This is a genomic window from Aeromonas sp. (assembly GCF_050252055.1).
GTDB classification, from domain to species: domain Bacteria; phylum Pseudomonadota; class Gammaproteobacteria; order Enterobacterales; family Aeromonadaceae; genus Aeromonas; species Aeromonas caviae.
In genome coordinates, this window is sequence record NZ_JBFWLQ010000001.1 from 567,408 (window position 1) to 593,796 (window position 26,389).

General features: G+C 62.6%; 20 protein-coding genes. 9 read left to right on the top strand and 11 right to left on the bottom strand.

Going from position 1 to position 26,389, the window contains the following annotated elements; translation table 11 throughout:
• Positions 1–48: 48 nt before the first annotated feature.
• Positions 49–1,140 (bottom strand): alpha/beta hydrolase, encoded by a 1,092-nt coding sequence (locus AB7E19_RS02535; protein ID WP_042864175.1) that lies wholly within the window; start codon positions 1,138–1,140, stop codon positions 49–51.
• Positions 1,141–1,550: 410 nt separating this feature from the next.
• Between AB7E19_RS02535 and icd the strand changes: the two genes are divergently transcribed.
• Complete coding sequence (icd, locus tag AB7E19_RS02540; protein ID WP_010673630.1) at positions 1,551–2,804, top strand: NADP-dependent isocitrate dehydrogenase; 1,254 nt, start codon at positions 1,551–1,553, stop codon at positions 2,802–2,804.
• Between the two features lie 66 nt (positions 2,805–2,870).
• On the opposite strand, the gene AB7E19_RS02545 is transcribed toward icd, so the two are convergent.
• Both AB7E19_RS02545 and dsdA read right to left on the bottom strand, forming a co-directional pair.
• Positions 2,871–3,047, bottom strand: a complete 177-nt coding sequence (locus tag AB7E19_RS02545; RefSeq protein ID WP_080944224.1) for a hypothetical protein — start codon at positions 3,045–3,047, stop codon at positions 2,871–2,873.
• A gap of 339 nt (positions 3,048–3,386) precedes the next feature.
• Positions 3,387–4,718, bottom strand: a complete 1,332-nt coding sequence (dsdA, locus tag AB7E19_RS02550) for a D-serine ammonia-lyase (RefSeq protein ID WP_427934581.1) — start codon at positions 4,716–4,718, stop codon at positions 3,387–3,389.
• A gap of 215 nt (positions 4,719–4,933) precedes the next feature.
• Between dsdA and dsdC the strand changes: the two genes are divergently transcribed.
• Both dsdC and AB7E19_RS02560 read left to right on the top strand, forming a co-directional pair.
• Complete coding sequence (dsdC, locus tag AB7E19_RS02555) at positions 4,934–5,878, top strand: DNA-binding transcriptional regulator DsdC (RefSeq protein WP_052814981.1); 945 nt, start codon at positions 4,934–4,936, stop codon at positions 5,876–5,878.
• A gap of 349 nt (positions 5,879–6,227) precedes the next feature.
• Positions 6,228–6,635 (top strand): H-NS family nucleoid-associated regulatory protein, encoded by a 408-nt coding sequence (locus AB7E19_RS02560; RefSeq protein ID WP_010673634.1) that lies wholly within the window; start codon positions 6,228–6,230, stop codon positions 6,633–6,635.
• Positions 6,636–7,105: 470 nt separating this feature from the next.
• On the opposite strand, the gene AB7E19_RS02565 is transcribed toward AB7E19_RS02560, so the two are convergent.
• From AB7E19_RS02565 to recN, 7 genes are all read right to left on the bottom strand, one after another.
• Complete coding sequence (locus AB7E19_RS02565) at positions 7,106–8,212, bottom strand: 3-deoxy-7-phosphoheptulonate synthase (RefSeq protein WP_045524002.1); 1,107 nt, start codon at positions 8,210–8,212, stop codon at positions 7,106–7,108.
• Between the two features lie 250 nt (positions 8,213–8,462).
• Positions 8,463–9,269: a siderophore-interacting protein gene (locus AB7E19_RS02570; protein ID WP_322131473.1), complete on the bottom strand. Its 807-nt coding sequence runs from the start codon at positions 9,267–9,269 to the stop codon at positions 8,463–8,465.
• A 132-nt stretch (positions 9,270–9,401) separates the two neighbouring features.
• Complete coding sequence (locus tag AB7E19_RS02575; protein WP_427934582.1) at positions 9,402–10,775, bottom strand: efflux transporter outer membrane subunit; 1,374 nt, start codon at positions 10,773–10,775, stop codon at positions 9,402–9,404.
• Entirely contained in the window at positions 10,772–12,790 is a 2,019-nt protein-coding gene (locus AB7E19_RS02580) for a MacB family efflux pump subunit (protein WP_322131471.1), read from the bottom strand. The genes AB7E19_RS02575 and AB7E19_RS02580 overlap by 4 nt, the downstream gene beginning before the upstream one ends.
• Complete coding sequence (locus AB7E19_RS02585) at positions 12,787–13,950, bottom strand: efflux RND transporter periplasmic adaptor subunit (RefSeq protein ID WP_322131470.1); 1,164 nt, start codon at positions 13,948–13,950, stop codon at positions 12,787–12,789. The genes AB7E19_RS02580 and AB7E19_RS02585 overlap by 4 nt, the downstream gene beginning before the upstream one ends.
• A gap of 194 nt (positions 13,951–14,144) precedes the next feature.
• Complete coding sequence (locus AB7E19_RS02590) at positions 14,145–14,585, bottom strand: universal stress protein (protein ID WP_322131469.1); 441 nt, start codon at positions 14,583–14,585, stop codon at positions 14,145–14,147.
• A 471-nt stretch (positions 14,586–15,056) separates the two neighbouring features.
• Positions 15,057–16,721, bottom strand: a complete 1,665-nt coding sequence (recN, locus tag AB7E19_RS02595; RefSeq protein ID WP_041213253.1) for a DNA repair protein RecN — start codon at positions 16,719–16,721, stop codon at positions 15,057–15,059.
• Between the two features lie 306 nt (positions 16,722–17,027).
• Here recN and AB7E19_RS02600 point away from each other — a divergent pair, with 306 nt between their 5' ends.
• Positions 17,028–18,185, top strand: coding sequence for a GGDEF domain-containing protein (locus AB7E19_RS02600; RefSeq protein WP_322131468.1), 1,158 nt, complete (start codon positions 17,028–17,030; stop codon positions 18,183–18,185).
• 24 nt (positions 18,186–18,209) lie between these two features.
• Here the strand turns inward: AB7E19_RS02600 and nadK are convergent, their stop codons facing one another.
• Positions 18,210–19,094, bottom strand: coding sequence for an NAD(+) kinase (gene nadK / locus AB7E19_RS02605; protein WP_010673644.1), 885 nt, complete (start codon positions 19,092–19,094; stop codon positions 18,210–18,212).
• A 263-nt stretch (positions 19,095–19,357) separates the two neighbouring features.
• Between nadK and grpE the strand changes: the two genes are divergently transcribed.
• The 5 genes from grpE to AB7E19_RS02630 all read left to right on the top strand — a co-directional run bounded on the left by grpE (position 19,358) and on the right by AB7E19_RS02630 (position 26,378).
• Entirely contained in the window at positions 19,358–19,933 is a 576-nt protein-coding gene (gene grpE / locus AB7E19_RS02610; RefSeq protein ID WP_029314044.1) for a nucleotide exchange factor GrpE, read from the top strand.
• A gap of 283 nt (positions 19,934–20,216) precedes the next feature.
• Positions 20,217–22,145 (top strand): molecular chaperone DnaK, encoded by a 1,929-nt coding sequence (gene dnaK, locus AB7E19_RS02615; protein WP_069651638.1) that lies wholly within the window; start codon positions 20,217–20,219, stop codon positions 22,143–22,145.
• A gap of 269 nt (positions 22,146–22,414) precedes the next feature.
• The gene (dnaJ, locus tag AB7E19_RS02620; protein ID WP_010673647.1) at positions 22,415–23,551 is read left to right on the top strand and encodes a molecular chaperone DnaJ; all 1,137 of its coding nucleotides are present in this window, start codon (positions 22,415–22,417) and stop codon (positions 23,549–23,551) included.
• Positions 23,552–23,816: 265 nt separating this feature from the next.
• The gene (locus tag AB7E19_RS02625) at positions 23,817–25,307 is read left to right on the top strand and encodes a carbohydrate porin (protein WP_427934584.1); all 1,491 of its coding nucleotides are present in this window, start codon (positions 23,817–23,819) and stop codon (positions 25,305–25,307) included.
• A gap of 111 nt (positions 25,308–25,418) precedes the next feature.
• Positions 25,419–26,378 (top strand): aminoimidazole riboside kinase, encoded by a 960-nt coding sequence (locus tag AB7E19_RS02630; RefSeq protein WP_427934585.1) that lies wholly within the window; start codon positions 25,419–25,421, stop codon positions 26,376–26,378.
• Positions 26,379–26,389: the final 11 nt, after the last annotated feature.

A 26,389-nucleotide genomic window follows, 5' to 3' on the forward strand; every position in this document is an offset into this window, starting at 1 on the left:
ATGAAAAACCACCGCCCTGTTCGGGGCGGTGGTTTTTTTGCGCAGTGGCTAGAGGCGATAGAGGTTCTGGGCCGCATCGAACAGCTCCGCGCGCTCGCCGGTGCCGCCGTTGAAGACGGTGTGGAAGAAGCGCAGCACCTTCTCGTTGGCGAGGGCATCCCCTTCGAAGTAGGCGTGAGAGTCCCCCACATGGGGCTGATTGGTCACGTCCACGTAGGTGGCCGTTCTGGCGTCCAGCCGCCGGGTGTAGTGGCCGAGCCTCGCCTTTTGCTGCTCCCCCATCTTCATGCGCGATGCCATCAGGGCACCATCGCGCTCATTGATGGTGATGTAGAGGCGGTTGCGACACTGGATGCGATCGACCCACTGGGCGTGAAGCTCGTTGTTGGTGTCGGCGGCGGCCATGATGATGTTGTCGAACAGCAGCTGGTTGGCGTGGTAGGTGGTGCTGCCCAGCAGGTGCTTGAACAGGTAGTTGCCCATGCTGTGCAGCAGCAGGTTGATGGTGAAGGGGCAGCGCTTGTTCACCTCCTTGGCAAAGTAGCGATCCCAGGCCTCGCCGTTGTCGGCGAACTTCTTCTGGGCTTTCTCTTCCAGTTGCGTCACATACTGGCCGTTGAACTCGTCGAGCAGCCCCTTCATCTTCTCCAGCACCCGGTCAAGGGCCCCGGCCGAGGCCAGGGCATCGCGCTTGTCGCTCTTGTAGCTCAGCACACCCCGGGCGCCGCCGCCATTGGCGGGCCAGCTGAAGCAGAGCACCTCGACGCCGTACCGGGCCTCGAGCCCCGCGGCCCGCTCCAGCACATCGTCAAGATCGTTGTTGAAGCCGTGTACGAACAGCAGCAGGTGTTTGCCGGTCTTGAGCTTCTGCTTGGCCGTGCTGCCGGTCCCGGCGCAGCGCTCCAGCAGCTTGCGCGCCACATAGGCGCTGGCCGGGTGGGGGAGGTCGGGGTCAAGGCCGACGCTGGCGGCCATCTCGGCGGTGATCTGATCCGGCAGCAGGTCCAGCTGCCACTGCTTGCCCTGACGCCGGGCCTCGGCGAGGCGCAGTTCGTTGGGGCCCTCTGCGGGTTTTTCGCCAAAGATCTCGCTGGGGGTCTTGCCCTGCTCGTTGACCATCCGGTTGGTGACGATAAACATGGTGTTCTCCTTGTTGTCGTGCTCTCTTCATGACCGGCCACGCCCCGGGCGCCCCGATCACTGGCAAAGAGCCTAGTCCGGATCCGGCAGCCTGTCCCCCGGCGCGCCTTGCCTCGCCAAAGGGGTTACGACGATGTAAAGGCGAACGGGATTTGGGGGAAAGGCTCCTTCGGGGCGGCGAGGGCAGGGAGACGCTGTCATCACTAGAGGAAGAGGCCCGGATGGACGGGGCCTGCGCCTCGTCAGGACCAGAGGGCGGCGAGGGAGTAGGGGATCCTCAGGCGCACTGTGATCCACTCCCCGACTATGGTCTGACATGCACGCCCGCTATTTGATTATGCAAATGGATGGGCTTAAGATGGCCGCGCGCAACGATCAGATTGATAACAAACGGAAGTTAGGAGATGCCGATGGAAAGCAAAGTAGTTATCCCGACCCAGGGCCAGAAAATCACAGTCGATGCCAGCGGCAAGCTGCAGGTTCCCCACAATCCCATCATTCCGTTTATCGAAGGGGATGGTATCGGTGTGGACGTGACCCCGGCCATGTTGAATGTGGTGAATGCTGCGGTCGAGAAAGCCTACAAAGGCGAGCGCAAGATCGCCTGGATGGAGATCTATACCGGCGAGAAATCGACTCATGTCTATGGCGAAGGTGCCTGGCTGCCGGCCGAAACCCTGGATTTCATTCGTGAATACTGCGTGGCCATCAAGGGCCCGCTGACCACCCCGGTCGGCGGTGGTATTCGCTCCCTCAACGTGGCCCTGCGCCAGGAGCTGGACCTCTACGTCTGCCTGCGCCCGGTCCGTTACTACGAAGGGACCCCGAGCCCGGTCAAGCACCCCGAGCTGACCGACATGGTGATCTTCCGCGAGAACGCCGAAGACATCTACGCCGGCATCGAGTGGAAGGCAGACAGCGATGAAGCCAAGAAGGTGATTGCTTTCCTGCAAAACGAGATGGGCGTGAAGAAAATTCGCTTCCCCGAGTCCTGCGGCATCGGCATCAAGCCCATGTCCAAGGCCGGTACCGAGCGTCTGGTCCGTGCCGCCATCGAGTACGCCATCGACAACGATCGCGACTCCGTGACCCTGGTGCACAAGGGCAACATCATGAAGTTCACCGAGGGTGCCTTCAAGGATTGGGGCTATGCCCTGGCCCAGAAAGAGTACGATGCCCAGCTCATCGACGGCGGCCCCTGGTGCTCCTTCAAGAACCCGAAGACCGGCAAGACCATCGTCGTCAAGGACGTCATCGCCGATGCCTTCCTGCAACAGATCCTGCTGCGTCCGGCCGAGTATGACGTCATTGCCTGTATGAACCTCAACGGTGACTACATCTCCGACGCGCTGGCGGCCCAGGTCGGCGGCATCGGCATCGCGCCGGGCGCCAACATCGGCGATGGCGTTGCCCTGTTCGAAGCCACCCACGGCACCGCGCCGAAATACGCTGGCCAGGACAAGGTCAACCCGGGCTCCCTCATCCTCTCTGCCGAGATGATGCTGCGCCACTTGGGCTGGACCGAGGCGGCTGACCTCATCGTCAAGGGGATGGAAGCGGCCATCGCCAACAAGACCGTCACCTATGACTTCGAGCGTCTGATGGAAGGAGCCACCCTGCGTTCCTGCTCCCAGTTCGCCCAGGACATGATCGACCAGATGTGATCCGGGTCGTTGAAATGCAAAACCGGCGCCATGAGCGCCGGTTTTTTTATGGAGGAGAGCAGGTCGTCAGGTGGTTTTTTCCACGTGCTGCTCGTAGATCTGCTGCCATTTGCTGGTCTCGGCCTCATCTCCACGGGCCTGCCAGAATTCGCAGATGGAGTTGGCGAGCTCGGATGCCATGGCGTGGTCTCCGTCACGGCGGCTCATCAGATATTGTCCCAACCAGCTTTGATATTGTTTCATCGCCCGATCTCCTTATCTAAGGTGCCCAGAGGGGAGTGCTCCTGGCGTCAAGGTCGCGCAGGAGCGATTCGAACTGGGCACATGTTGTGCTGCGCCCGGCAGGTGTTGGTCGCCGGATCCGGTGGTTATCTCACCGGAAAAAGGGGACAACGGGGCGCAGATGTCAAAAAACGGTCTCTATCGTATCACAAAATAACCAGTCAGTGGGGCTGGATGACAAATCAGGCTGTCCAGCAGTCTGGCCGTCTGTGTCATGGTGGCGAGGACTGAGGTGCCATCTTGCTGATCTCGCAGTAGAAAAACCCGCCAGGTCGGCGGGTCACGGGGGCGAAAAAAAGATCAGATCCGGGCGCAGGCCAGGTATTTTTCCATCTCCTCGGCGGGCACCATGCCGCCGCCGGTGGCCCACACCAGGTGGGTGGCCCCGGCCATCTTGGCAGCATCCAGTCCCTGCCCACTCTGCCACTCAAGGTTGGTGGCCACTCGCCAGGGGCCTGCCATGCCCGCCAGTGCCGAGGGCTCGAGCCGGATCTCTTCATCCCGGGCCAGGAGCCCCAGCAGGTCGTACATCTCCTGATCGCTCAGGGTGTAGAAGCCCGCAAGCAGGCGTTCCATGGCGCGGCCGACAAAACCGGAGGCGCGTCCCACCGCGAGGCCGTCGGCGGCGGTGAGGTTGTCGATGCCAAGGTCTTGCACCGCAATGGCATCGTGCAACCCGGTGTGGACCCCGAGCAGCATGCAGGGGGAGTGGGTAGGTTCGGCGAAGAAGCAGTGCACGTTGTCCCCAAACGCCAGCTTGAGACCAAAGGCCACCCCGCCGGGGCCACCGCCGACGCCGCAAGGCAGGTAGACGAAGAGCGGATGGTCGGCGTCCACCCTGATGCCCATCTCGTCGAACTGCTTTTTCACCCGCTCGCCCGCCACCGCATAGCCGAGGAACAGGGTGCGGGAGTGCTCGTCATCGATGAAGAAGCAGTTGGGATCGCGCTCGGCTTCCTTGCGTCCCTGCTCCACCGCCACCCCGTAATCCTCGGCGTATTCCACCACGATGGCGCCATGTTCGCGCAACTTGCGCTTCTTCCACTCCCGCGCATCAGCCGACATGTGGACGGTGACGCGAAAGCCGAGGCGGGCGCTCATGATGCCGATGGACATGCCGAGGTTGCCGGTCGACCCCACCGCGATGCTGTACTGGCCGAAGAAGTGGCGGAAGTCGTCCGAGAACAGCGTGCGATAGTCATCCGTCTCGCGCAGCAGCCCAGCCTGGATGGCCAGGTGTTCGGCATGGGCCAGCACCTCGTGGATGCCGCCGCGCGCCTTGATGGAGCCGGAGATGGGCAGGTGACTGTCTTTTTTCAGCAGCAGTCGACCGGTGACCTCAACCTCGTAGCGCTGATTGAGCGTAGCCTGCATCGCCGGAATAGCGGCGATCTCGGACTCCAGAATGCCGTTGCTGGTGCGGGTCTCGGGGAAGGCCTCGCACAGGTAGGGGGCGAAGCGGGCGAGCCGGGCGGAGGCGGCGGCCACATCGTGCCGGGTGAGCCCCACATGGGGCAATCCTTCCGCGAGGGAGGTGGCCCCCGGATTGAACCAGGTCACAGGGGTGAGGGCGATCAGCGGTTCGAGCAGGGGGAAGCGGGCGATGAGCCCGGCAATGTCGGTGTGTGTCATGAAAGCCTCTCGGGGTGGTGACGGAATCATCCCATTGAATGGCACCAGCGTTGCCGTGACAAATGATAAAACGCGTCGCTTGGATGAGCCCAGTTGATGCAAATGGTCATCTACCTTGCTGTGTCTTCGCATACGGGTGAGTTGAGTCTTCCTGGTGAATGCAAACCTCGCCCTTCTGGTATCATCTGCCAGATAAAAGAGAGGGAGGCCCAACCATGCAACGCGATGAGCACCCGGGGGTGAGGAGCAAGCTGCTCAGCAGCCATCAGCTCGCCAGGCTCCACACCTTCGAGGCGGCGGCCCGCCACGGCTCCTTTGCGCTCGCCGCCGACGAGCTCTCCTTGAGCCCAAGCGCGGTGAGCCACCGCATCTCGGCCCTGGAAGAGGCGCTCGGTTTTTTGCTGTTCCAGCGCTTTCACCGCAAGGTGGCCTTGACCACGGAGGGGCAGCGCATCTTCTGGGCCCTCACCTCCTCCCTGGAGTTCATCAATCAGGAGGTGCTGGAGATCAGGGAGCAGGCGCTGTCGGGCTCCCTGACGCTGCACTCGCGCCCCTCCATCGCCCAGTGCTGGCTGGTGCCAAGGCTCGCCGATTTTTCCCGTCTGCATCCTCACATCGAGCTCAACCTGCTGACGGGCAACGAGCACATAAACCTGCACGGCTACGGCATCGATCTGACCCTCAACTTCGATGCCAGAACCCCGACGGGCCTGGCCATCCACCCCCTGATGGATGAATACATGGTGCCGGTGTGCAGCCCTCAATACGCCAGCGACCACGGTCTGATGGGGGAGGTGGGGAATCTGCAGCAGTGCCGCCTGCTCCATGACAGGCAGGCCTGGGGCCTGGACACCGACAGCGACGAGTGGCGCACCTGGGGGAGCCACTGGCATCTCTCCCTGGAGGCCTGCTCGTCACACATGGGATTTGATCGAGCGGATCTGGCGATCCTTGCCGCCACCCACCACGCCGGTGTCGCCATGGGGCGCAGGCAGCTGGCAAGCCAGGCGCTGGCGAGCGGAGCGCTGGTGATGCCCTTCCCGGATATGGCGGTGCGCTGCGAGCCGCGTTATTACCTGGCGACCCTCCCTCATCGCCAGTGTCCCAAGATCCAGGCATTCATCCGCTGGATACAGGATCAGGCGCAAGGGGCATCCTGAAACGGGACCTGGTTTATTGTCCGCGAAGGTGATGCCCATGAGCGCACTATTTGTACAATAAGGGCCGGCACTGCTGCTAAATGACTTGGCGCAGAGCGTCGCGGGTAAGAGATAACAGCGTGTGCAACGGATGAGGTGAACCAGAGATTAACCGGGGAAAATAGAAAATAAAGTCCGTGAGGGTATTCCCAATAAGTATCAGGCAGGGAATTAACCACGGTGAATAATGTCCATATGGTGTCAGCGCGCTGCCGGATGGTATAAAAACATTATGTTGTTATCCAATGGGCATGCTATTCTCAAATCGTGTTATCCCTGTGACATACAAAAATAATTCTGTGAGGAAGTAATGAACGAGTTTCTGAAGGTTCTGCTGAACATTCGCAGCTTGCGCGCTGCCATTCGTGAACTGCCGTTTGAGCAACTGCAAGAAGCGAAAGAAAAGTTTGACCTGGTATATAACGAGCGTGCCGAGTCCGTTGAACAGGAACGTGCCGAACAGGAAGAGCGTCAGCGCAAACTGAATGAATTCACCGAAATGCTGCAACAGGCTGGTATCGATCCCCGTGAGCTGATCGGCAGCGTGGCGGCTCCGGCTGCGGCGGGCACCACCAAGAGCAAGCGTGCTCCCCGTCCTGCGAAATACAAGTACCAGGAAGACGGTCAGGAGAAGACCTGGACCGGTCAGGGTCGTATGCCCAAGGCCATCGCCGAGCAAGTTGCGCTGGGCAAGGATCTGAACGATTTCCTGATCTGATCGCCGGATCCGGATCTCGATAATGCCGCCTGCAGGGCGGCATTATTATTTTCAGGGTTCAGAGGATGTCGCAGTAAAACCCAATTGCGCAGGTTACTCCGGTTAATTGGAGAGCCTCGTCTGGAATAGCCATAACCATCATGTGCCCAATAAAGTTGGCGCATCATCTTCCACGCCACCTCGCCACTTATACGCACTGAGGACTCATACAGCCCGTGTTTCTTCGTCCCTTGTGAGAAACGATCATGGATACCTGCTGTGACAGAATGAAATAGCGGCGGTGGATCCTCATCTGTATGCCTGAGCGGCCCGTCTCTTTTTCATGCTGATGCATGACGCCCACCGCCTATTAATTTATCCCCTCTATTTATGGTCTGTTTGACACCGCTCTTCTGCGATATATCCGCACGATGCCGGACAATGTGCGGATGAGGCAGACACCAATTGGTGGCAAACAAATAAACCGAATGCTAGATGACGGGTTGTCCGAGTTCAGACTGAACGGCGTGTGTGTATTTTCTCCGGGTGCGGCGACGGGCCTGGACCGCCTCTGCCAGCATGGCAAGCAGGTGTTCACTCTCTTCCCAGCAGAGGCAGGCATCGGTCACTGACAGACCGTATTGCAGTTCACCCAGAGGAGCCGGTTTCTGGTTTCCTCCCAGCAAGAAGCTCTCGACCATGACGGCGGCGACGGCTTGGCTCCCTTCGCTCAGCTGGCGACAGAGCTCTTTGGCGACCTTCAGCTGGTTCGTGTGCAGCTTCTGGCTGTTGCCATGGCTGCAATCCACCATCAGGCGAGGGGGGAGTCCCTGGCGGGTGAGGCGGTCTGCTGCCTCCGCCACATCGCTCTGGTGGTAGTTGGGCAGGGTGCCGCCACGCAGAATGATATGGCCGTCGGGATTGCCTTCGCTCTTGATCACTACCATGCCGCCCTGGCTGCCGGGGGCGGTGAAGAGATGGGAGGCGGTACTGGCCTGGATGGCATCGATGGCGACCCGGATATTGCCGTCCGTACCGTTCTTGAATCCCACGGGGCAGGGCAGGGCGGAGGCCAATTGCCGGTGGACCTGAGACTCCGTGGTGCGTGCCCCGATGGCGCCCCAGCTGACGAGATCGGCGAGATAGAGAAAGCTGGTGGTGTCGAGGAATTCGGTGGCGGTGGCGAGCCCCAGTCCATTGATGTCGAGCAGCACCTGGCGTGCCAGATGCAATCCCCGATTGATGTCGTTGCTGCCGTCCAGGTGCGGATCGAAGACCAGCCCCTTCCAGCCCACCGTGGTGCGCGGCTTTTCAAAATAGGCTCGCATGACTATCTGAAGGCTGTCTTCATAGGCGGTGGCGAGTCGTGCCAGCCGTCCGGCATAGTCCAGGGCCGCGACGGGATCATGGATGGAGCAGGGGCCAATCACGACCAGCAGGCGATCGTCTTCACCTGCCAGGATCCGGCGTGCCTGATGGCGCTGGTTGTCGATGTGCCGGGCCATGTCGGCCGGACAGGGGTGCTGCGCCAGCAGCTCGGCAGGGGTGGGTAGCGCCTCTATGGCGAAGGCGCGCATGACCGAATTCAAAACTGCCATCTGGAGTTACCTTGCTGTGCATGTGTGCGATGGGGAACCCGTATGCGGCATCCTGTTGGGAGCAGACAGATTCACGGCTCATCGTAGTTGTTGAGAATGATTGTCATTATCTTGGTGTTTGTCTCAAATGCAAGTGCAATGAAATCGCCAGGCGAAGATGGGGGGAGAGAGAACGATGGCGGGGGAACCGCAGAAAAAGCAGGCCGCTCCCCGAGGGAAGAAGCCCGCCAGTCACAAGATAAAGAGGGGGTCAGCTGTCCATCACGGCGTGCCTGTCCTGGTGGTAGGCGTCTTCATCCTTGCCGCTGCGCCAGTAGGGGACTGCGTAGACCCGCTGGCGCTCGGCATCCAGGGCGCGTCTGACGTGGCGGCGCAGCGGCACGACCAGGCTCTCTTCCCCGCCAAACCAGAAATAGCTCCCCTCGGCGACCATAGGCTGGGCGGTGAAATGCGCCACCAGGGTCGCGGCCTGTTCCGGATTGCCCACGAACCAGCGCAGGTCGACGCCGGCCGGCAGCGACAGATCCTGCACGTCGTCCTGATGGGGGACCAGCAGAGCGATATGGCCGAGGGCATGGGCCGGCATCACCTCCACCATGGCGCTGATGGCGGGCAGGGCGGTGAGATCCCCCGCCATGTAATAGTGCTCGGCCGTTTGCAGCATGGGGTAGGGACCACCCGGGCCCGAGATGGCGAGCCTGTCACCCGGTTTGGCGTGCAGGGCGAAACGACTGGCGGGGCCGGCCTCGCCGTGCAGGGCGAAGTCGATGTCGAGCTCCAGCGCCTCCCGGCGAAACGCGCGTATGGTGAAGGTGCGAATGACGGGTTTCTGGGCGGGATCGAGCCAGCGAGGCCCCTTGTCGGTGGGGGTGGGCAACACTATCTCGCGCTGATCCGGTCGGGGCAGCATGATCTTGACATGAGCACCGCCACAGCTGAAGGGGTAGTCCACAAGCTCGGGGCTGGTCAGGCAGATTCGGCGCAGGTGCGGGCTCACATCCTGAACATGCTTGACGGTGAGCAGGCGGGGGCGATTGGCCGGGGCGGGTTGAGACATGGGCATACTCCTGGCTGATGATGGCGCCCATTCTTGATGAAATGAAAACTATTATCAATTGGTTTGTGGGCAGAATGGGTCGCGATTGACCTCCTCGGGATGTCCATCGCGATCCCACACTCTCTGCCTGGGTCAGGTTCGATCGCTTCCCCCCAGCGCCCGATAGATGCCTGCCATGTTGTTGAGCTGGGCCTGCTGCTGTGCCAGCAGGGCGAGCTCGGCATCCCACAGGCGGTTCTGCTCATCCAGCCAGGGTTGCACCCCGGTGGCTCCGGCCAGGAAACGGGCGCCTGCCAGCCTCTCGGCCTCCCGGGCATAGGCCCTCTGCTGCTCCAGATAGCGCAGCCGCTGATCCCCTTGCTGACGGGCGGCCAGGCCATCCTCCACTTCCAGCAGCGCGGTATAGAGCTGCTTGCGAAACTCGGTTTCGGCAATCTGGTAGTCGATGTCGGCGCTGGCGATGGAGAGCCGGGTCTTGTTGTACTCGAGGAAAGGGAGCGCCAGCGTGGCGCCCAGGGTGCCAACCGGATTTTGCAGCACCTGGGTCAGGGTATCCGAGGTGGTGCTGGCACCGCCGGTCAGGCTCAGGGTGGGATAAAAGCCGGTGCGGATCTCGTCTCCCCTCGCAAGGGTCTTGCGAAGGCGCAGCTCGGCGGCCCGTACGTCGGGGCGCCGCGCCAGCACATCGGCGGGGATGCCGGCCGCCACGGACGGGATCGGGCCCATGATCAGGGCGTCGGGAGCGTCAGCGAGCGGCCCGCTGCTGCGGCCCAGCAGCAGGCGAAGAGCATTGCCCGCCTGTGCCCGCTGCTGGGTGAGGGTGGCGAGCTCCGCCTGCTTGCCCGCCTTCTGCTGGCTGGCCTGTACCAGATCGAGTCGGGTCACGGCGCCCGCCTCGTATTTGGCGCGGGTCAGGCGTTCAATGCGCTCCAGATTGGCCAGTTGCTGGGTGCCCAGGGTCATGGCCGAACCGAGGTAGGCCAGTTGCCAGTATTGCTCCAGGGTCTTGCCGATGAGCAGCAACCGGGTGGCGGCCAGATCCTGTTCGCTGGCCTGTGCCTCCCAGCTCGCCTGATCCCTTGCCGCGGCCAGTCTGCCCCAGAGATCCACTTCGTAGCTGAGGTTGAGGGAAGGGCCCAGGTTGCTGCTGGCGCTGCCATCTTTCATGTTCTTGGTGCCGCTGGCCCCGAGATTGGCGCTGACCGAGGGGGTGAGGTTGGTGTCAGCCAGATCGGCGCCGAGCAGGGCATTCTTGAGCTTGAGCCCGGCCACCCGCATGTCCGGGTTGGCGGCCAGCACCGCCTCGACCAGGCGATCGAGTGCGGGATCCTGGAATCCCTGCCACCAGGGGCCAGCCTGCTGCGCGGTGAGACCCCGGCTCTCCTGCTGCCATGCTGGCGCCACGTCGAGATCGGGTCTGTGATAGGTGCTCTGCTGGCTGCAGGCACCGAGGCTGGCGGTGAGCATCAGGCTTAGCCCGAGCCTTGATAGGTTGTGCATCGTCATTCCCTCGCCAGTGCCTCCACCGGATCGAGCCTGGCCGCATTGCGGGCGGGCAGGTAACCAAACAGGATCCCGATGAGGGAGGAGCACCCGAAGGCCATCAGGATGGAGAAGAGCGAGAAGCGCATCTGGAAGCTTTCCACGAGCAGGGAGAAGAGAGCGCCGATGAGCAGGGCGAGGCCGATACCGAGCAGCCCCCCCAGCAGGCTGACCATCACCGCCTCGATGAGGAACTGCTGCAATATATCGGACTGGCGGGCGCCGACGGCGATGCGGATCCCTATCTCCCGGGTACGCTCCACCACCGAGACCAGCATGATGTTCATCACCCCGACGCCGCCGACGATGAGGGAGATCACCGCGATGGCGGAGACCAGCAGTGTCAGGGTGGCGGTGGTCTTCTCCACCGATTTGACGATGCTGTCGCTGCTGAAGGTGAAGAAGTCCTTCACGCCGTGGCGCTGGGTCAGCAGGGCGACTGCCGCCTGCTCGGCCAGGGCGGGCTGGACGCCGTCCTTGACCCGGATGGTGATCTGGGTGAAGTGCTGCTGGGAGAGGAGACGGCTCATGACGGCGCTGTAGGGGAGCCAGACATTGACCGACTGGCTGCTGCGGCCAAAGCCGGTCTCCTGGGTGACCACCCCCACGATGCGCACCGGCAGGGTGCCGACCAGCACCACCTGGCCGACCGGGTCCACCTTGCCGAGCAGGCTCTCTATGGTCTTGCCATCCACCACGGCGACTGCCGTCCGGTTTCGGATGTCCCGCTCATCAAGCAGGCGCCCCTGGGTGAGCGTCATCCCCTTGACCCGGAAAAAGTCGTTGCCGACCCCGATCACGCTGCCGCTGCTGGTCTTGTTGCGATAGCGAAGCTGGCCCGACGTCGCTATCTGGGGGCTGGCCCCCTCCAGATAGGGCTGGCCGAGCAGCGCGTCGAGATCCCGCTCGTTCAGGGTCTGGATGCTGGCGGCCTTCTCGTCTCCCCAGTCCTTGCCGGGGAAGATGTCGATGGTGTTGGTGCCCATGGCGTTGATGTCGTCGATCACCTTGGCGCGCGCCCCCTGACCCAGCGCCACCACGCTGACCACGGCGGCGATGCCGATGATGATGCCGAGCATGGTGAGGAAGGTGCGCATGCGATGGGCCAGCATGGCGTGCAGGGCCATGCGCCCCGCCTCCCGGTAGCGATCCCAGCCCCGGCTTGCGGTGCGGACGGCGGCGCCTGTGCCCTGTGCATCTTGCCCGACAGGGGGAGGGGCCAACTGGCTGCCATCACCTGGCAGCGGGTGGGCCGGCGCCCCGGATGGGGAGGGTGCGTTGTCATCGGTCGCCCGATGGCCGCTGTCCTCCACTACCCGCCCGTCACGCAGGGTGATGATGCGATCCGCATGGCTTGCCACCGCCATGTCGTGGGTCACCAGAATGATGGTGTGGCCCTGGGCGTGCAGCTCCTTGAGGATGGCCATCACCTCTTTGCCGCTCTGGCTGTCGAGAGCGCCGGTGGGTTCGTCCGCCAGGATCACCTCGCCGCCGTTGGCGAGCGCCCGGGCAATACTGACCCGCTGCTGCTGACCGCCGGAGAGCTGGCCGGGTCTGTGGTGGCTGCGATCCTGCAGTCCCAGGCGGGTCAGCAAGGTGCGGGCTCGGGCCTGGCGATCAAGGCGGGCAGTGCCGGCATAGATGGCGGGGATCTCCACGTTGGCGGCCGCATCCAGATGGGGCAGCAGGTGATAGCGCTGGAAGATGAAGCCGAAGTGGTGGCAGCGCAGCCGTGCCAGGGAGAGGGCATCCAGGGTCGCGGTATCCTGGCCGCGAAACAGATACTGGCCGCCGCTCGGGTGATCGAGGCAGCCCAGCAGGTTCATCAGGGTCGATTTGCCGGAGCCGGAGGCGCCGACGATGGCCACCATCTCCCCGGCATCGATGGCGAGATCCAGCGGGTGCAGCACGGTCACTTCGTGCTCTCCGCTCTGGTAGCGCCGCTCGATGCCCTTGAGACGGATCAGGGGCTCGCTCACGGCTCCATCTCCCCTTCATCGTGCAGGGCCGGCTTGCCCTGCTCCAGGATCACCTTCTCATGCTCGGTCAGGCCGCTCACCACCTCAATCTTGATGTCATCCTTCATGCCGGTCTTGATGCGGCGGATCTCTCTCTGGTCCCCTGCCTTGAGCAGGCTGACCTCGTACTCGTTGTCGCCAGTCTTCTTGCCGAGGGCGGTCTGGGGAATGGCCAGTACCTGCTTGCGCTCGCCGAGTACGATGGTGACCTGGGTCGTCATGGCGACCCTCAACTGATGGCCGGGGTTGGGCACATCGAACAGGGCATAGTAGTAGATGGCCGCATTGCTGGTGGCCATGGTGCTGGCCGTCTGCTCATTGATGTTGGTGGGGGCCAGCTCGACCGTGCGCAGGGTACCGTGGTAGCGAGTATCCGGATCCCCTATCAGGGTGAAATAGACCGGCATGCCCGCCTTGACACGGGTGACGTCCGCTTCGGAGATCTGGGCCTTGACCGTCATGGTGTCGAGATTGGCGAGCTTGAGCAGGGTCGGTACCGTCTGGCTGGCGGCCAGGGTCTGCCCCTGCCGGGTGACGATGGAGACGACGGTACCATCCATGGGGGCCTGAATGCGGTTGTAGCCGAGCTCCGTCTTGGCGCGCTCCACCTTGATGATGGCGTTGTCGATGTCGGCCTGGGCGCTTTGCAACTCGGCCCGGGTGACGGCAAGCTGGGCTTCGGCGCTCTCCAGATCCGCACGAGAGCTCGCTTCCTGCCGAAACATCTGCTGCTGGCGGCGCCAGGCAAGCTCGTTCTGTTTGAGCTGTGCCTGCTTGATCTTGAGCTGGGCGCGGCGGCTGGCCAGCTCCGCCTCGGCGGTCTTGAGGTTGTTCTGGGCGATCAGGGGATCGATCTCCGCCAGCAGCTCTCCTTGTTTGACCTGTTGACCCGCTTCCACCGCGAGATAGGTGACCTGACCCGAGACCTGGGCCCCCACATCCACCTGCTCGATGGCCTGCAGTACGCCACTGGCGAGCACCGTCTGCTCCACATCCTGGCGGGTTACCGTTGCGGTCAGTACCGGGTCCGGTGTGTTGCCTGGCCAGGCCAGCCAGGTGACGAGAGGGATCAGCACAAGGGCGAGCAGGGCGAGCTTGCCGGGTTTTCGAAGAGCTTTCATTTATCACCTGAACGAAACGAGCGAAGGCGTGCAAGGGCCATATCGTGCAGCAAATGGCCCTCAAAAAGAAGCGAGCAATGTGTAAGAAGTCGTGTGGTTCTGGCGTTGACGCAGTGGAGGAGGTCAAGCTGGGGGAGGATGACGGCGGGGCGTCTGAAACAAGAAGACCCGCTCAGGGAGCGGGTCTTGTGGCGTCAACCGACGGCTTTGAGCAAGGCGGCGTGAGGCTCGTGGCAGATCTGGATATCGAGGGGCAGTTTGTAGAGGAGCAGGCGGGCCAGCGAGCCCTCCATCCAGTGATGACGGCTGCCGACCAGCAAGAGGTCGGCGGGGTGGGCGGCCAGCCAGCACTGGAGATCCGGCACCACGTCATCCACCACCAGACACTGGTAATCCACCGGATGAGACAGCTGGGTGATGAGTTCACTGATGATCGCCTTGGCATCCAGGGTGCCCTGGGCGCTGCGCTCCTCTTGTGACAGGGACAGACTATTGCGACGGGTCTTGCTGCTGTGGGTCAGGTGCAACAAGGTCAGGTTGGCGCCCAGCCCTTGTGCCAGACGGCTCGCCTTGGCCAGTGTCTCCTGCTCGTAATCCTTGCCTTCCAGCAACAGCACAATATTGGTCGGGCTCATAAGCAGTTCTCCTTGGCAGGTGCGGGTCAGACGGCGGAAGCGCGCTCCCATCCTCCCTTCCCGCGAAATGTCAGCTCAAACGAACCCGGTGTGTTTGCATCAAGCGTCATCTTCTGTCGATGGCAACTGAAGGTACCGAGTCCGTTTACATCATCATAACAGACTGAGTTGAATGGAAAATGAAGGAGTGGGTCCGTTCGATATATGAATGAGTGCAACGAAGATGAGTGGCGTTCTGACCATGGCGATGGAAGCCCGACTGGGTGATGACCAGGCTGACAGGCTCAGATTGAGCATCAAGACACTTGCCGCGGATTAGCCAGGGCAGCCCCTCTTTCTTGCTTGCGGTTCACGGCATCGGTCAACCAGGCCGGCGCCGTCGGCAAGAGGCTTCAAATGGCTACCGCGATGATGACTCGGTCAATCTAAAAGGGGCGACATGGACGGGAGGATGTCCCGCCCGCCCCGTGGTCAGCTTGCGAGCAACTCACGGGCATTGGCCAGGGTGTTGTCGGTGATCTGATCGCCCCCCAACAGGCGGGCCAGTTCGTTGAGCCGGGCGCCCGGGGTGAGCGCCTGCATCTGGGTTTCCGTTGTCTTGCCGTCGGTGTGTTTGCTCACCACCATGTGCTGGTGACCCTTGCCTGCCACCTGGGGCAGGTGGGTGACCACCATCACCTGGGTGGATTCGCCGAGCTGGCGCAACAGGCGGCCCACCACGGCGGCGGTCGGGCCGCTGATCCCCACATCCACTTCGTCGAAGATAAGGGTCGGGGTGGAGATCTTGCGGGCGCTGATCACCACGATGGCGAGGCTGATACGCGACAGCTCGCCGCCAGAAGCCACCTTGCCAAGGGGTTGGATGGGCTGACCCGGGTTGGTGGTGACCATGAACTCCACCCGATCGATGCCAAGGGGCGAGAGGCTGCTCTGGGCATCGGGTCGCACCTCGATGGCGAAGCGGCCATCTGGCATCGCCAGTTCGTGCATGCTGGCGCTTACCTTCGCGCCCAGCTCCTCGGCATAGCGCTGGCGACTCTGGCTCAGGGCCTCGGCGGCCTGCACGAAGGCCTGGCGGGCCGAGGCCAGCTCGTCCTCCATCCCCTCGAGTCGCTCTTCGTCGGAGTTGAGGCGGGCCAGATCGGCGGCCAGCTCCTGATGGTAGTGGGCCAGCTCCGCCGGTTTGACATGGTGCTTGCGTGCCAGGTTGATGGCCTTGGAGAGGCGGCTCTCCAGCTCGTTGAAGCGCTCTGGATCCAGTTCCAGCCGGTCGAGATAGCTGCGCAGCTCGCTGTGGCTCTCCTGTACGCCGATCAGCGCTTCGTTGAGCATGCCGAGCACGTTGCCAAGCCGGCTGTCCATGCCGACCAGGGTCTCGGCCCTGTCCACCGCCGTCTGCAGCAGACCGGCGATGGTGGTCTCTTCATTGTCATAAAGCAGATCGAGGCAATACCCGCACTCCTGCATCAGCTCGGTGCCATTGGCGAGCCGCTGATGCTCCTCTTCAATCTCTTCAAACTCTCCCGGCTGAAGGGCAAATTCGTCCAGCTCCTGCACCTGGTATTCGATGAGTTGACGGCGGGCTTCCCGCTGCTGCTGCTCGGCCTTGAGCCGGTTGAGCTCGTTTTGCAACTGGCGCCACTGCTGGTAGTGGCGGCGCACATCGTCGAGGAGCAGATGATGACCGGCGTAGCCGTCCAGCAGGGCGAGCTGGTAATCGGGTTTGAGCAGCATCTGGTGAGCGTGCTGACCGTGGACGTTGACCAGCAGTTGACCCAGGTTCCTTAGCTGGGCGAGGGGGACGGGAACCCCGTTGATATAGCTGCGAGAGCGCCCCTCGGCGGACAGTACCCGCCGGACGATGCACTCACCGTCATTTTCAAGCTCGTTGGTGGCGAGCCAGGCCCGGGCGGCAGGATTACCCTCCAGCAGGAAGCGGGCACTCACCTCGGTCTTGTCGCTGCCCGGGCGCACCATGCTGGCTTCGGCGCGCTCCCCCAGGCACAGCCCCAGAGCATCGATGGCGATGGATTTGCCCGCCCCGGTCTCCCCGGTGATGCAGGTCATCCCCGGTTGCAGATCGAGCTCGAGAAACTTGACGATGGCGAAGTTGTTGACGGTCAGCTGGGTCAGCATGGTCTCATCCTGTATGGGTCAACATTACTGTGTATGCATCCAGTATATACTGGTCTTATATACAGTAAAGTGGGCAGGGAGGATTTTTGCGAAACAGGAGGAGGGCAAGGGTGTCAAGGCCGCGGCATGGGTGTGACGCCGATCCGATGGTTTGCAAAATCAACCTGCGTACCTGGCATGGGCTGAGGCGATGCGAGAAGCCACCTTGAGGCGCTCTCTTGTGGTGAGTGGCTGGCTGAGACACACTCGAACCAGTCCTGGTTGAGCCTGGGCTGCGCACAGACCTCTTCGCAAGGATGCGTCACGATGATCCATACCCCGACCCTGCTGCTGATCTCCCTGGCAATCAACCTGATGTCGGGGCTGATCATGCTGTTCATCCACTCCCTGAAGCCAGGTAGAGGCAACTTTCTGTACTGGTCCCTCTCCGCTTTTCTCTTCTCCCTCTCCATCCTGCTGCTCAGTCTGGGGGTATTGGGAGGGTATCCGGCGCTGGGCATCCGGGTCGGCGGCCTGGTCTCGCTCATGAGCATCCTGCTGTTGCTCGCCGGTTTTTGTGCGCTTTACGAGCGCGCATGGCATCCCCGTGCCGTGGGGGGAGGCGTGGCGGTGTTGCTGCTGCTCTATCTGGGGTTGTCCAGCCTCGCCCCCGTGCGCATTGTGCTGGCTCTGATGGAGTCGATGTTGTACCTGTGGTGCGCCTGCCTCATCGTCTCTCTCGGCCGGCAACAGAAGCGGGTGCTCCATGCGGTGGCGCTCATTTACCTGCTGCATTTCACCATCCTGCTGAGCCAGGGGGGGCTGCTCTTGCTGGGAGTCGAAGGGCGGATGGGGGGCGGAGGTTGGCTCGATCTCATCTTCTTCATGCACATGGTGCTGACTATCGGCTCGGTGTTGCTGCTGCCTCTGGTGGCCTATGTGGAGACGGAGGAGGCATTGCTGGCGCTCTCGGAGCGGGATCCCCTCACCGGGGTGCTTAATCGGCGCGGCCTCTTCAGGCAGGGAGAGGGGGCTACGCCTGGCCAGACGCGCTGCGTGGTGGTCCTGGACATCGATCACTTCAAGCGGGTCAACGACCAGTTTGGTCACGGCTGCGGGGATGAAGTCATTCGCTATGTGGCCGGGGTGCTGGTGGCCGAGGTACGCAAGGATGATCTGGTGGGGCGCATCGGTGGCGAGGAGTTCGCCATCATCATGGGGGGCGTGAGCGGCCAGATGGCCCACGACATCTGTGACCGGATCCGCCGCCAGATAGAGACGGGCTCCCGGCAGGGGGCCTGCCTGCCGTGCGAGGGGGTCACGGTGAGCATGGGGGTTGTGTGCGCCAGTGCCGAGGCTGACCTGGCACTGATGCTGACCAAAGCCGATGCTGCCATGTACCGGGTGAAGGAAGCGGGGAGAAACGGGGTTCATCTGGCATTCGAGCCGGCACTGCCTCGGCTGGTCGAAAGCAGCGAGGGGTAGACCCTCGCCACCGGTGTTGCCTGGCTAGAAGAGCTTGCTGCCCCAACCGAGCTTGTTGCGCAGCACGTGGAAGTAGCTGTAATCCAGCGGATGCACCAGATGAAGCTTGTGGCTGCTCTTCTTGATGAGGATCTCGTCCCCCGGGTGGACCGCCAGGGTGACCTGGCCGTCGCAGCTCACCTGCATGGCGTCGTCCTGGTTGTCCGGCGAGACCAGCAGCCGCACTTCGCTGTCGGCATCCAGCACGATGGGGCGGCTGCTCAGGGTGTGCGGGAACATGGGCACCAGCGTGATGGCGTTGAGTTTGGGGGTGAGAATGGCGCCCCCTGCCGACAGGGAGTAGGCGGTGGAGCCGGTGGGTGTCGCCACTATGATGCCGTCCGAGCGCTGGCTGTACATGAAGCTGCCGTCGATGTAGACCTCGAACTCGATCATGTGGGCGATCTTGCCCGGGTGAAGCACCGCCTCGTTGACCGCGAGGTTGCTCGACTTGCGCTCCCCGTGGCGATAGACGGCGGCCTCCAGCAGGAAGCGATGCTCGCTCTTGAAGTGACCCGAGAGCACCTGCTCCAGGGGCAGCAGATAATCCTGGGGCGAGAGATCGGTCAGGAAGCCGAGGTTGCCCCGGTTCACCCCGATCACCGCCACATCGAACCGTGACAGCACCCGGGCGGCCCCCAGCATGTTGCCGTCACCGCCGACGACGATGGCGAGATCCGCCTGCTCGCCGAGTTGCACCAGATCCATCACGTTCTCCCCGAGCAGCCCCAGGGTATGGGCCACCCGGCTCTCCAGCAGCACACGAAAGCCGCGGCTGGTCAGGTACTGATACAGGCCGGTCAGGGTCTGGTTGGCCCCCTCGTGATGGGGCTTGCCGATGAGGGCAACGGTTTTGAACGGAGAATCCATAGGTTATCGGGTCTGGGAGAGTCTTGGGGGGAGTATACCGCGCTTTGCCGGGGATTTGTCTGCCTCCGTGGCGGTTGGTGCAATCGGCCCCGAAAAGGGGCTGCCTGGCACGCGGATGGGCGCCATTGTGCCCGATCTGCCCTTTTCCCCTTGAAAGCCGGGGCTGTGTCCCCATAATAGCGCCAACACAGGGTCTGCTGGCGCGTGTCGCTTGTCTGAACGCCAGCCACCCTCACACGCAACCCCTGAATATTGGAGATGTCATGAGCCACGAAGAACAAAAGGTTGAAGCGATGGAGCAAGTGGAAGCCCAGCCAGTCGAGCCGACCGATGTAGACAGTGAAGTGACAGCCGAACAGGCCCGCATCGCCGAGCTGGAGGCCCAGCTGGAGGCGGCCCAGCAGGCCTCCCTGGAAGAGCGCGAGCGCGCCATTCGCGCCGTCGCCGAGATGGAGAACCTGCGTCGCCGTGCCGCTCAGGACGTGGAGAAAGCCCACAAGTTTGCACTGGAGAAGTTCGCGGCAGAGCTCTTGCCGGTGCTGGACAACCTGGAGCGCGCCATCGAGCTGGCGGACAAGGAGAACGACACCCTCAAGCCGATGATTGAAGGGGTCGAGCTGACCCTGAAATCCATGCAGAGCGGCGTGGCCAAGTTCGGCCTGGTGGCGCTGGACCCGACCAACCAGCCGTTCGACCCCAATGCCCACCAGGCCATGAGCATGGTGCCCAGTGCCGACGTGGCGCCGAACACCGTGATCGCCGTGATGCAGAAGGGCTACGAGCTCAACGGCCGCGTCATCCGCCCGGCCATGGTGATGGTCTCCAAGTCCGCTGACTGATCACGCTGTTCTCACCAAGCCCGCCGCTTGGCGGGCTTTTTGTTGGATGTGGCGCCAGAAAACGTGTCTGGCGTCATTTGGCTGTCAGGTGGCCTGTATGCAGGTTTTTTCAGGGCCGGACTTGAAGCGCCGACTTGAGACCCCATATAGGTTGCAAGGCCACGGCGGCACAAAAAATTTGATGCCGGGAGCTTGAAAGCCACAGTGGCAGGCCCCACCTAGCCGTTAACGTATCAAGGCGAGCCCCTCGCCAGTTTATTCAAAGTATTTGGAGATTCGTCAAATGGGTAAAATCATCGGTATTGACCTGGGTACTACCAACTCCTGCGTCGCTATTCTGGATGGCGACCATGCTCGCGTGATCGAGAACGCGGAAGGCGACCGTACTACTCCGTCCATCATTGCCTATGCCGATGACGGCGAAATCCTGGTTGGTCAGCCGGCCAAGCGCCAAGCCATCACCAACCCGAAGAACACGCTGTTCGCCATCAAGCGTCTGATCGGCCGTCGTTTCGAAGATGACGAAGTACAACGTGACCTGAAAATCATGCCGTACGCCATCGCCAAGGCCGACAACGGTGACGCCTGGGTTGAAGTGAAAGGCAAGAAGATGGCACCGCCGCAGATCTCTGCCGAAGTGCTGAAAAAGATGAAGAAGACCGCCGAGGACTACCTGGGCGAGCCGGTGACCGAAGCCGTCATCACCGTACCGGCCTACTTCAACGACGCCCAGCGTCAGGCCACCAAGGATGCCGGTCGCATCGCTGGTCTGGATGTAAAACGCATCATCAACGAGCCGACTGCGGCTGCGTTTGCCTACGGCGTCAACAAGGTCAAGGGCGAGCGCAAGGTTGCTGTATACGACCTGGGTGGCGGTACCTTCGATATCTCCATCATCGAGATCGACGAAGTCGAAGGGGAAACCACCTTCGAAGTGCTGGCAACCAACGGTAACACCCACCTGGGTGGTGAAGACTTCGACAACCGCGTCATCAACTACCTGGTTGACGAGTTCAAGCGCGAGCAGGGCATTGACCTGCGCAACGACCAGCTGGCCCTGCAGCGTCTGAAAGATGCCGCCGAAAAAGCCAAGATCGAGCTCTCTTCTGCCCAGCAGACCGACGTCAACCTGCCGTACATCACTGCAGATGCCACCGGTCCGAAGCACATGAACATCAAGGTGACCCGCGCCAAGCTGGAATCCCTGGTGGAAGACATGGTGAAAGACTCCCTGGAGCCGGTTCGTGTCGCCCTGAAAGACTCCGGTCTGGCGGTTGGCGAGATCGACGACGTCATCCTGGTGGGCGGTCAGACCCGTATGCCGCTGGTTCAGAAGACCGTGGCCGACTTCTTCGGTAAAGAGCCGCGCAAAGACGTCAACCCGGACGAAGCCGTGGCCATGGGTGCTGCCATCCAGGGTGCCGTACTGTCCGGTGACAAGACCGACGTACTGCTGCTGGACGTGACTCCGCTCTCCCTGGGGATCGAGACCATGGGCAGCGTGATGACCGCGCTCATCGAGAAGAACACCACCATTCCGACCAAGAAGTCCCAGGTGTTCTCCACCGCCGAAGACAACCAGTCTGCCGTGACCATTCACGTGCTGCAGGGTGAGCGCAAGCGCGCCAGCGACAACAAGTCCCTGGGCCAGTTCAACCTGGAAGGCATCCGCCCGGCACCGCGCGGTCTGCCGCAGATCGAAGTGACCTTCGACATCGATGCCAACGGCATCCTGCACGTCTCCGCCAAAGACAAGGAGACCAACAAGGAGCAGAAGATCACCATCCAGGCCTCTTCCGGTCTGTCTGATGACGAGATCGAACGCATGGTACGCGAAGCCGAAGCCAACGCGGCCGAGGACAAAAAGTTCGAAGAGCTGGTGCAGGCCCGCAACCAGGCTGACGGTCTGGTCCACTCCGTGCGCAAGCAGGTCACCGAAGCCGGTGAAGCTCTGCCTGCCGACGAGAAGACCAAGATCGAGACTGCCCTGAGCGAGCTGGAATCCGCCATCAAGGGTGACGACAAGGCTGCCATCGAAGCCAAGCAGCAAGCGCTGCTGGAAGCGTCCCAGAAGCTGATGGAAATTGCCCAGCAGCAGGCTCAGGCGCAAGGCGCCACCGGTGCTGACGCCGGTCAGTCCTCCTCTTCTGCCAAGGCTGACGACGACGTGGTCGACGCCGAGTTCGAAGAAGTGAAAGACGACAAGAAGTAAGCCCGACCCGGATGGGCGAAGTCCGCTTCGCCCATCGGCTCAGAATCTGTTCACGGTCTGTCGCGAGAGGCCGTCAGCAAGGTAAAGAGCAGCGCAGGAACCGGAGTGTATGTGAATACATGAGCACTCTTGGTTACAAACAAGCGAGCTGCACATGAGCCTTGATCACGGCTTCGTAGTAAGAGTGTGAGCAGATTCGTCAATGAATTTACGGGCGTTGGGTAACCAACGCCCGTCTGCGTAACTGCTGATATAGCAACAGGATGAGTATGTCGAAGCGCGATTTCTACGAAGTGCTCGGGGTGTCGAAAGGTGCCGACGAGCGCGAGATCAAGAAGGCGTACAAGCGTCTGGCCATGAAGTATCACCCGGATCGCAACCAGGGTGATGCCGGGGCTGAAGAGAAGTTCAAAGAGGTCAAGGAAGCCTACGAGGTCCTGACCGACGAGAACCTGCGTGCCCGTTATGACCAGTACGGTCATGCCGGGGTGGATCCGAGCCAGGGTGGCGGCCACGGCGGCTTTGGCGGTGGTGCCGATTTCGGCGACATCTTTGGCGACGTGTTTGGCGACATCTTCGGTGGTCGCGGGGGCGGTCGTCGCGGCCCGGCCCGTGGCGCCGATCTGCGCTACAACATGGAGCTGACGCTGGAAGAGGCGGTGCGTGGGGTCTCCAAGGAGATCAAGATCCCGACCCAGGTCCACTGCGAAGTGTGCAACGGCTCCGGTGCCCATACCGGAAGCCAGGCCCAGACCTGCCCCACCTGCCACGGCTCCGGCCAGGTGCAGATGCGCCAGGGCTTCTTCGCGGTGCAGCAGCCCTGCCCCCACTGTCACGGTCGCGGCAAGATCATCAAGGATCCGTGCCGCAAGTGCCATGGGGAAGGGCGCTATCAGAAGACCAAGACCCTGTCGGTCAAGATCCCGGCCGGGGTCGATACCGGGGATCGCATCCGTCTCTCCGGCGAAGGGGAAGCGGGGGAAACCGGCGCATCGGCGGGGGATCTCTACGTACAGGTTCATGTGCGCGAGCACGAGATCTTCGTCCGTGACGGCAACGACCTCTACTGCGAAGTGCCCATCAGCTTCACCACGGCGGCGCTCGGCGGCGAGATTGAAGTGCCGACCCTGGATGGCCGGGTCAAGCTCAAGGTGACCCCGGAGACCCAGACCGGCAAGCTGTTCCGCCTGCGGGGCAAGGGCGTCAAGTCCGTGCGCTCCGGCCAGGTAGGGGATCTGATGTGCAAGGTGGTGATCGAGACTCCGGTCAAGCTGACCGAGACCCAGAAAGATCTGCTGCGCCAGCTGGACGACTCCTTCAGCGGCGCCGCTGCCAAGACCCACAAGCCGAAATCGGAAGGCTTCTTCGAAGGGGTGAAACGCTTCTTCGACGACCTGACCAAATAAACGCGACCCGCGTTACCCAAGCCGGCACGGATGTGCCGGCTTTTTTTTTGCCCGCCATCTGGCCTGGATCCCCCCTTATTGAGTGGATCCCGATGAGGGATCCTCCTCACAACTTCCACCAATTCCCCCTGTACAAATGTTATCCCGCTCACACTCCTGCTGAAACGGTTTAGCTGGCGTATTGAGTAAGCTAAAGCGGTTTAGCTATCCTCGGCTCGTCAACAACAACAGAGCCCGGACGGGCGACAGAAGACAGGTGAGGACGATGACGATGTTCAAGAGCAAGTTGGCGCTGGCCGTGGCGCTGGGATTGGGAATGAGCAGCCCGCTGTGGGCGGCGGATGGTGGTATCGAGGCTCGTCTGGCGGCGCTGGAGGCGCGGGTGCAGGCGGCCGAGGCGCGTGCCACCGCTGCCGAAGCGCGGGCCGATGAGGCCCAGAGCAAGGCAAACGAAGCCCGCGAGACGGCCGTGGTGGCCAAGGCTCAGAGCGAGAAGGTGGACAAGCAGACCGCCGGGGCCCAGGGCTTCGAGTTCCACGGCTATGCCCGCTCGGGCCTGCTGGTGAACGGCAACGGCAATGGTGGCCGCGGCGGCCCCTACATCACCCCGGCGGGCTCGGTGGGCGGCGCCGTGGGTCGCCTTGGCAACGAGGATGACACCTACATGGAGGCCAACCTGCTGAAGACCCAGACCTTCGACGATGGCAGCTGGGCCCGCTACAAGCTGATGCTGGCGGACGGGGTGGAGACCAGCAACGACTGGACCGCCAGCGATTCCAGCCTCAACACCCGCCAGGTGTTTGCCGAAATCGGCGATCTGGCGAGCTTCAGCGGTCCTTTCCAGCACTCGGTGCTCTGGGCGGGCAAGCGCTTTGACCGGGACAACTTCGACATCCACTGGCTCGACTCGGACGTGGTCTTCCTGGCCGGTACCGGCGGCGGCGTCTACGACGTGCAGCTGGCCGACAGCTGGAAGGCGAACTTCTCCCTCTACGGGCGCGACTACGGCGACATCAGCGCGAGCGGTCTCTCCGACATCGAGAGCTACATCCTCACCATGAACAACCGCGTTGGCAACTGGCAGTGGATGCTGAACGGCCTCTCCGCCAAGGACAACGAGGTGCGCATCAACGACGGCGGCGCGGGCAGCGAAGCGGCGAACAAGGGTGCCCACACCCTGGTGGCCTACCACGCCGACAGCTTCTTTGGCATCAACCCCGGTTTCTCCAAGGCGGCGGTGCTGTATGGCCACGGTCTGGGTGCCGAGCTCAAGGGGCTGGGCTCCGACAGCGAGCTGCTGCCGGATGCCGATGCGGTGCGGGTCGCCGTGTTTGGCGCCACCGATCTTGCGCCCCGCTGGCGTGTGGCCCCGGCCCTGCTGGCCGAGCACAGCCAGGATCGTTACGTGAAAGGGGACGAGTACCGCTGGGTGACCCTCAATGGCCGCCTGGCCCAGGTGCTGAGCCAGAACGTCGAGCTGGTTTACGAGGCGACCTGGCAGTACATGGACCTCGATCCCAAGGGCTACAAGGGTCGTCAGGCGGTGAGCGGCGATTTCACCAAGCTCACCTTCGCGCCGACCTTCAAGGCGCAGACCGCCGGCTTCTTCGAGCGGCCCGAGCTTCGGGTGTTCGCCACCTGGATGGACTGGTCCTCCGAGCTCGACAACTACGCCAGCTCCGATGCCATGGGCCAGAGCAACTTCACCGCCGGGGGCGAGTGGAACTTTGGCGTGCAGATGGAAACCTGGTTCTAGTTCGTTATCCCGATCACAAAAATGGCAGGCGGCCCCGGGATCTGTTGGTTAGCTAAAACGGTTTAGCTGATAATGCGGACCCAGAACCCGGGGCTGACCCCGGCAAATCCTGTGCAGCAGTGGAGTAGCAACAAGGTGACGAATCGTGTGTGGGTAATGGGGGATGCGGTAGTGGACTTGATCCCGGAAGGGGAGCAGCACTACCTCAAGTGTCCGGGTGGCGCACCGGCCAACGTGGCGGTGGGCGTTGCTCGGCTCGGCGGGGAGTCGGCCTTCATTGGCCGGGTCGGCGCGGATCCCTTCGGCCGCTTCATGGGGGAGACCCTGGCCAGGGAGGGGGTCGACATTCGCCACCTGATCCTGGATCCGGCCCATCGCACCAGCACGGTACTGGTGGATCTCGATGAGGCGGGGGAGCGCAGTTTCACCTTCATGGTGCGCCCGAGCGCCGATCAGTTCCTGAGCCATGCCGATCTGCCGGTCTTCCAGGCCGGGCAGTGGCTGCTGACCTGCTCCATTGCGCTCGCCAACGAGCCGGTGCGCAGCAGTTGCCTGCAAGCCATGGCGACCATTCGGGCCGTCGGGGGGCGGGTCTGCTTCGACCCCAACCTGAGGCCAGAGGTGTGGGGCAACCCTGCCGAGATGCTGCCCGTGGTGCGCGAGGCCATGGCCCTCGCAGACGTGGTCAAGCTCTCCGTGGAGGAGCTGCAACTGCTGAGCGGTCTGGACGATCTGGCGGCGGGGCTCGCCACTCTTTCAGGCCCGGCCCTGGTGCTGGTGACCCGGGGGGCGGGGGGCGTGGTGGCCCGTCTGGGTGGCGAGTTGCTGGAGTGGGTGGGGCCCAAAGTGACGCCACTCGATACCACGGGGGCGGGGGACGCCTTCGTCGCCGGGCTGCTGGCGGCCTTGGCCGAATGGACCTCGCTGCCGACGCTGGCCGAGCTGCCCGCCATTCTGGCTCAGGCCCACGGCTGCGGGGCGCTCGCCACCACCGCCAAGGGGGCGATGACGGCACTGCCCACCCGCACCCGGCTGGATGAATTTTTGCGATCAGGCGCAAGCGGCCGTTGATCTGCGGCTAG

Bases quoted from the DNA above. Each gene is read 5' to 3' on its own strand.
- AB7E19_RS02535 (WP_042864175.1), bottom strand. From the start codon at position 1,140: ATGTTTATCGTCACCAACCGGATGGTCAACGAGCAGGGCAAGACCCCC.
- icd (WP_010673630.1), top strand. From the start codon at position 1,551: ATGGAAAGCAAAGTAGTTATCCCGACCCAGGGCCAGAAAATCACAGTC.
- AB7E19_RS02545 (WP_080944224.1), bottom strand. From the start codon at position 3,047: ATGAAACAATATCAAAGCTGGTTGGGACAATATCTGATGAGCCGCCGT.
- dsdA (WP_427934581.1), bottom strand. From the start codon at position 4,718: ATGACACACACCGACATTGCCGGGCTCATCGCCCGCTTCCCCCTGCTC.
- dsdC (WP_052814981.1), top strand. From the start codon at position 4,934: ATGCAACGCGATGAGCACCCGGGGGTGAGGAGCAAGCTGCTCAGCAGC.
- AB7E19_RS02560 (WP_010673634.1), top strand. From the start codon at position 6,228: ATGAACGAGTTTCTGAAGGTTCTGCTGAACATTCGCAGCTTGCGCGCT.
- AB7E19_RS02565 (WP_045524002.1), bottom strand. From the start codon at position 8,212: ATGGCAGTTTTGAATTCGGTCATGCGCGCCTTCGCCATAGAGGCGCTA.
- AB7E19_RS02570 (WP_322131473.1), bottom strand. From the start codon at position 9,269: ATGTCTCAACCCGCCCCGGCCAATCGCCCCCGCCTGCTCACCGTCAAG.
- AB7E19_RS02575 (WP_427934582.1), bottom strand. From the start codon at position 10,775: ATGACGATGCACAACCTATCAAGGCTCGGGCTAAGCCTGATGCTCACC.
- AB7E19_RS02585 (WP_322131470.1), bottom strand. From the start codon at position 13,950: ATGAAAGCTCTTCGAAAACCCGGCAAGCTCGCCCTGCTCGCCCTTGTG.
- AB7E19_RS02590 (WP_322131469.1), bottom strand. From the start codon at position 14,585: ATGAGCCCGACCAATATTGTGCTGTTGCTGGAAGGCAAGGATTACGAG.
- recN (WP_041213253.1), bottom strand. From the start codon at position 16,721: ATGCTGACCCAGCTGACCGTCAACAACTTCGCCATCGTCAAGTTTCTC.
- AB7E19_RS02600 (WP_322131468.1), top strand. From the start codon at position 17,028: ATGATCCATACCCCGACCCTGCTGCTGATCTCCCTGGCAATCAACCTG.
- nadK (WP_010673644.1), bottom strand. From the start codon at position 19,094: ATGGATTCTCCGTTCAAAACCGTTGCCCTCATCGGCAAGCCCCATCAC.
- grpE (WP_029314044.1), top strand. From the start codon at position 19,358: ATGAGCCACGAAGAACAAAAGGTTGAAGCGATGGAGCAAGTGGAAGCC.
- dnaK (WP_069651638.1), top strand. From the start codon at position 20,217: ATGGGTAAAATCATCGGTATTGACCTGGGTACTACCAACTCCTGCGTC.
- dnaJ (WP_010673647.1), top strand. From the start codon at position 22,415: ATGTCGAAGCGCGATTTCTACGAAGTGCTCGGGGTGTCGAAAGGTGCC.
- AB7E19_RS02625 (WP_427934584.1), top strand. From the start codon at position 23,817: ATGACGATGTTCAAGAGCAAGTTGGCGCTGGCCGTGGCGCTGGGATTG.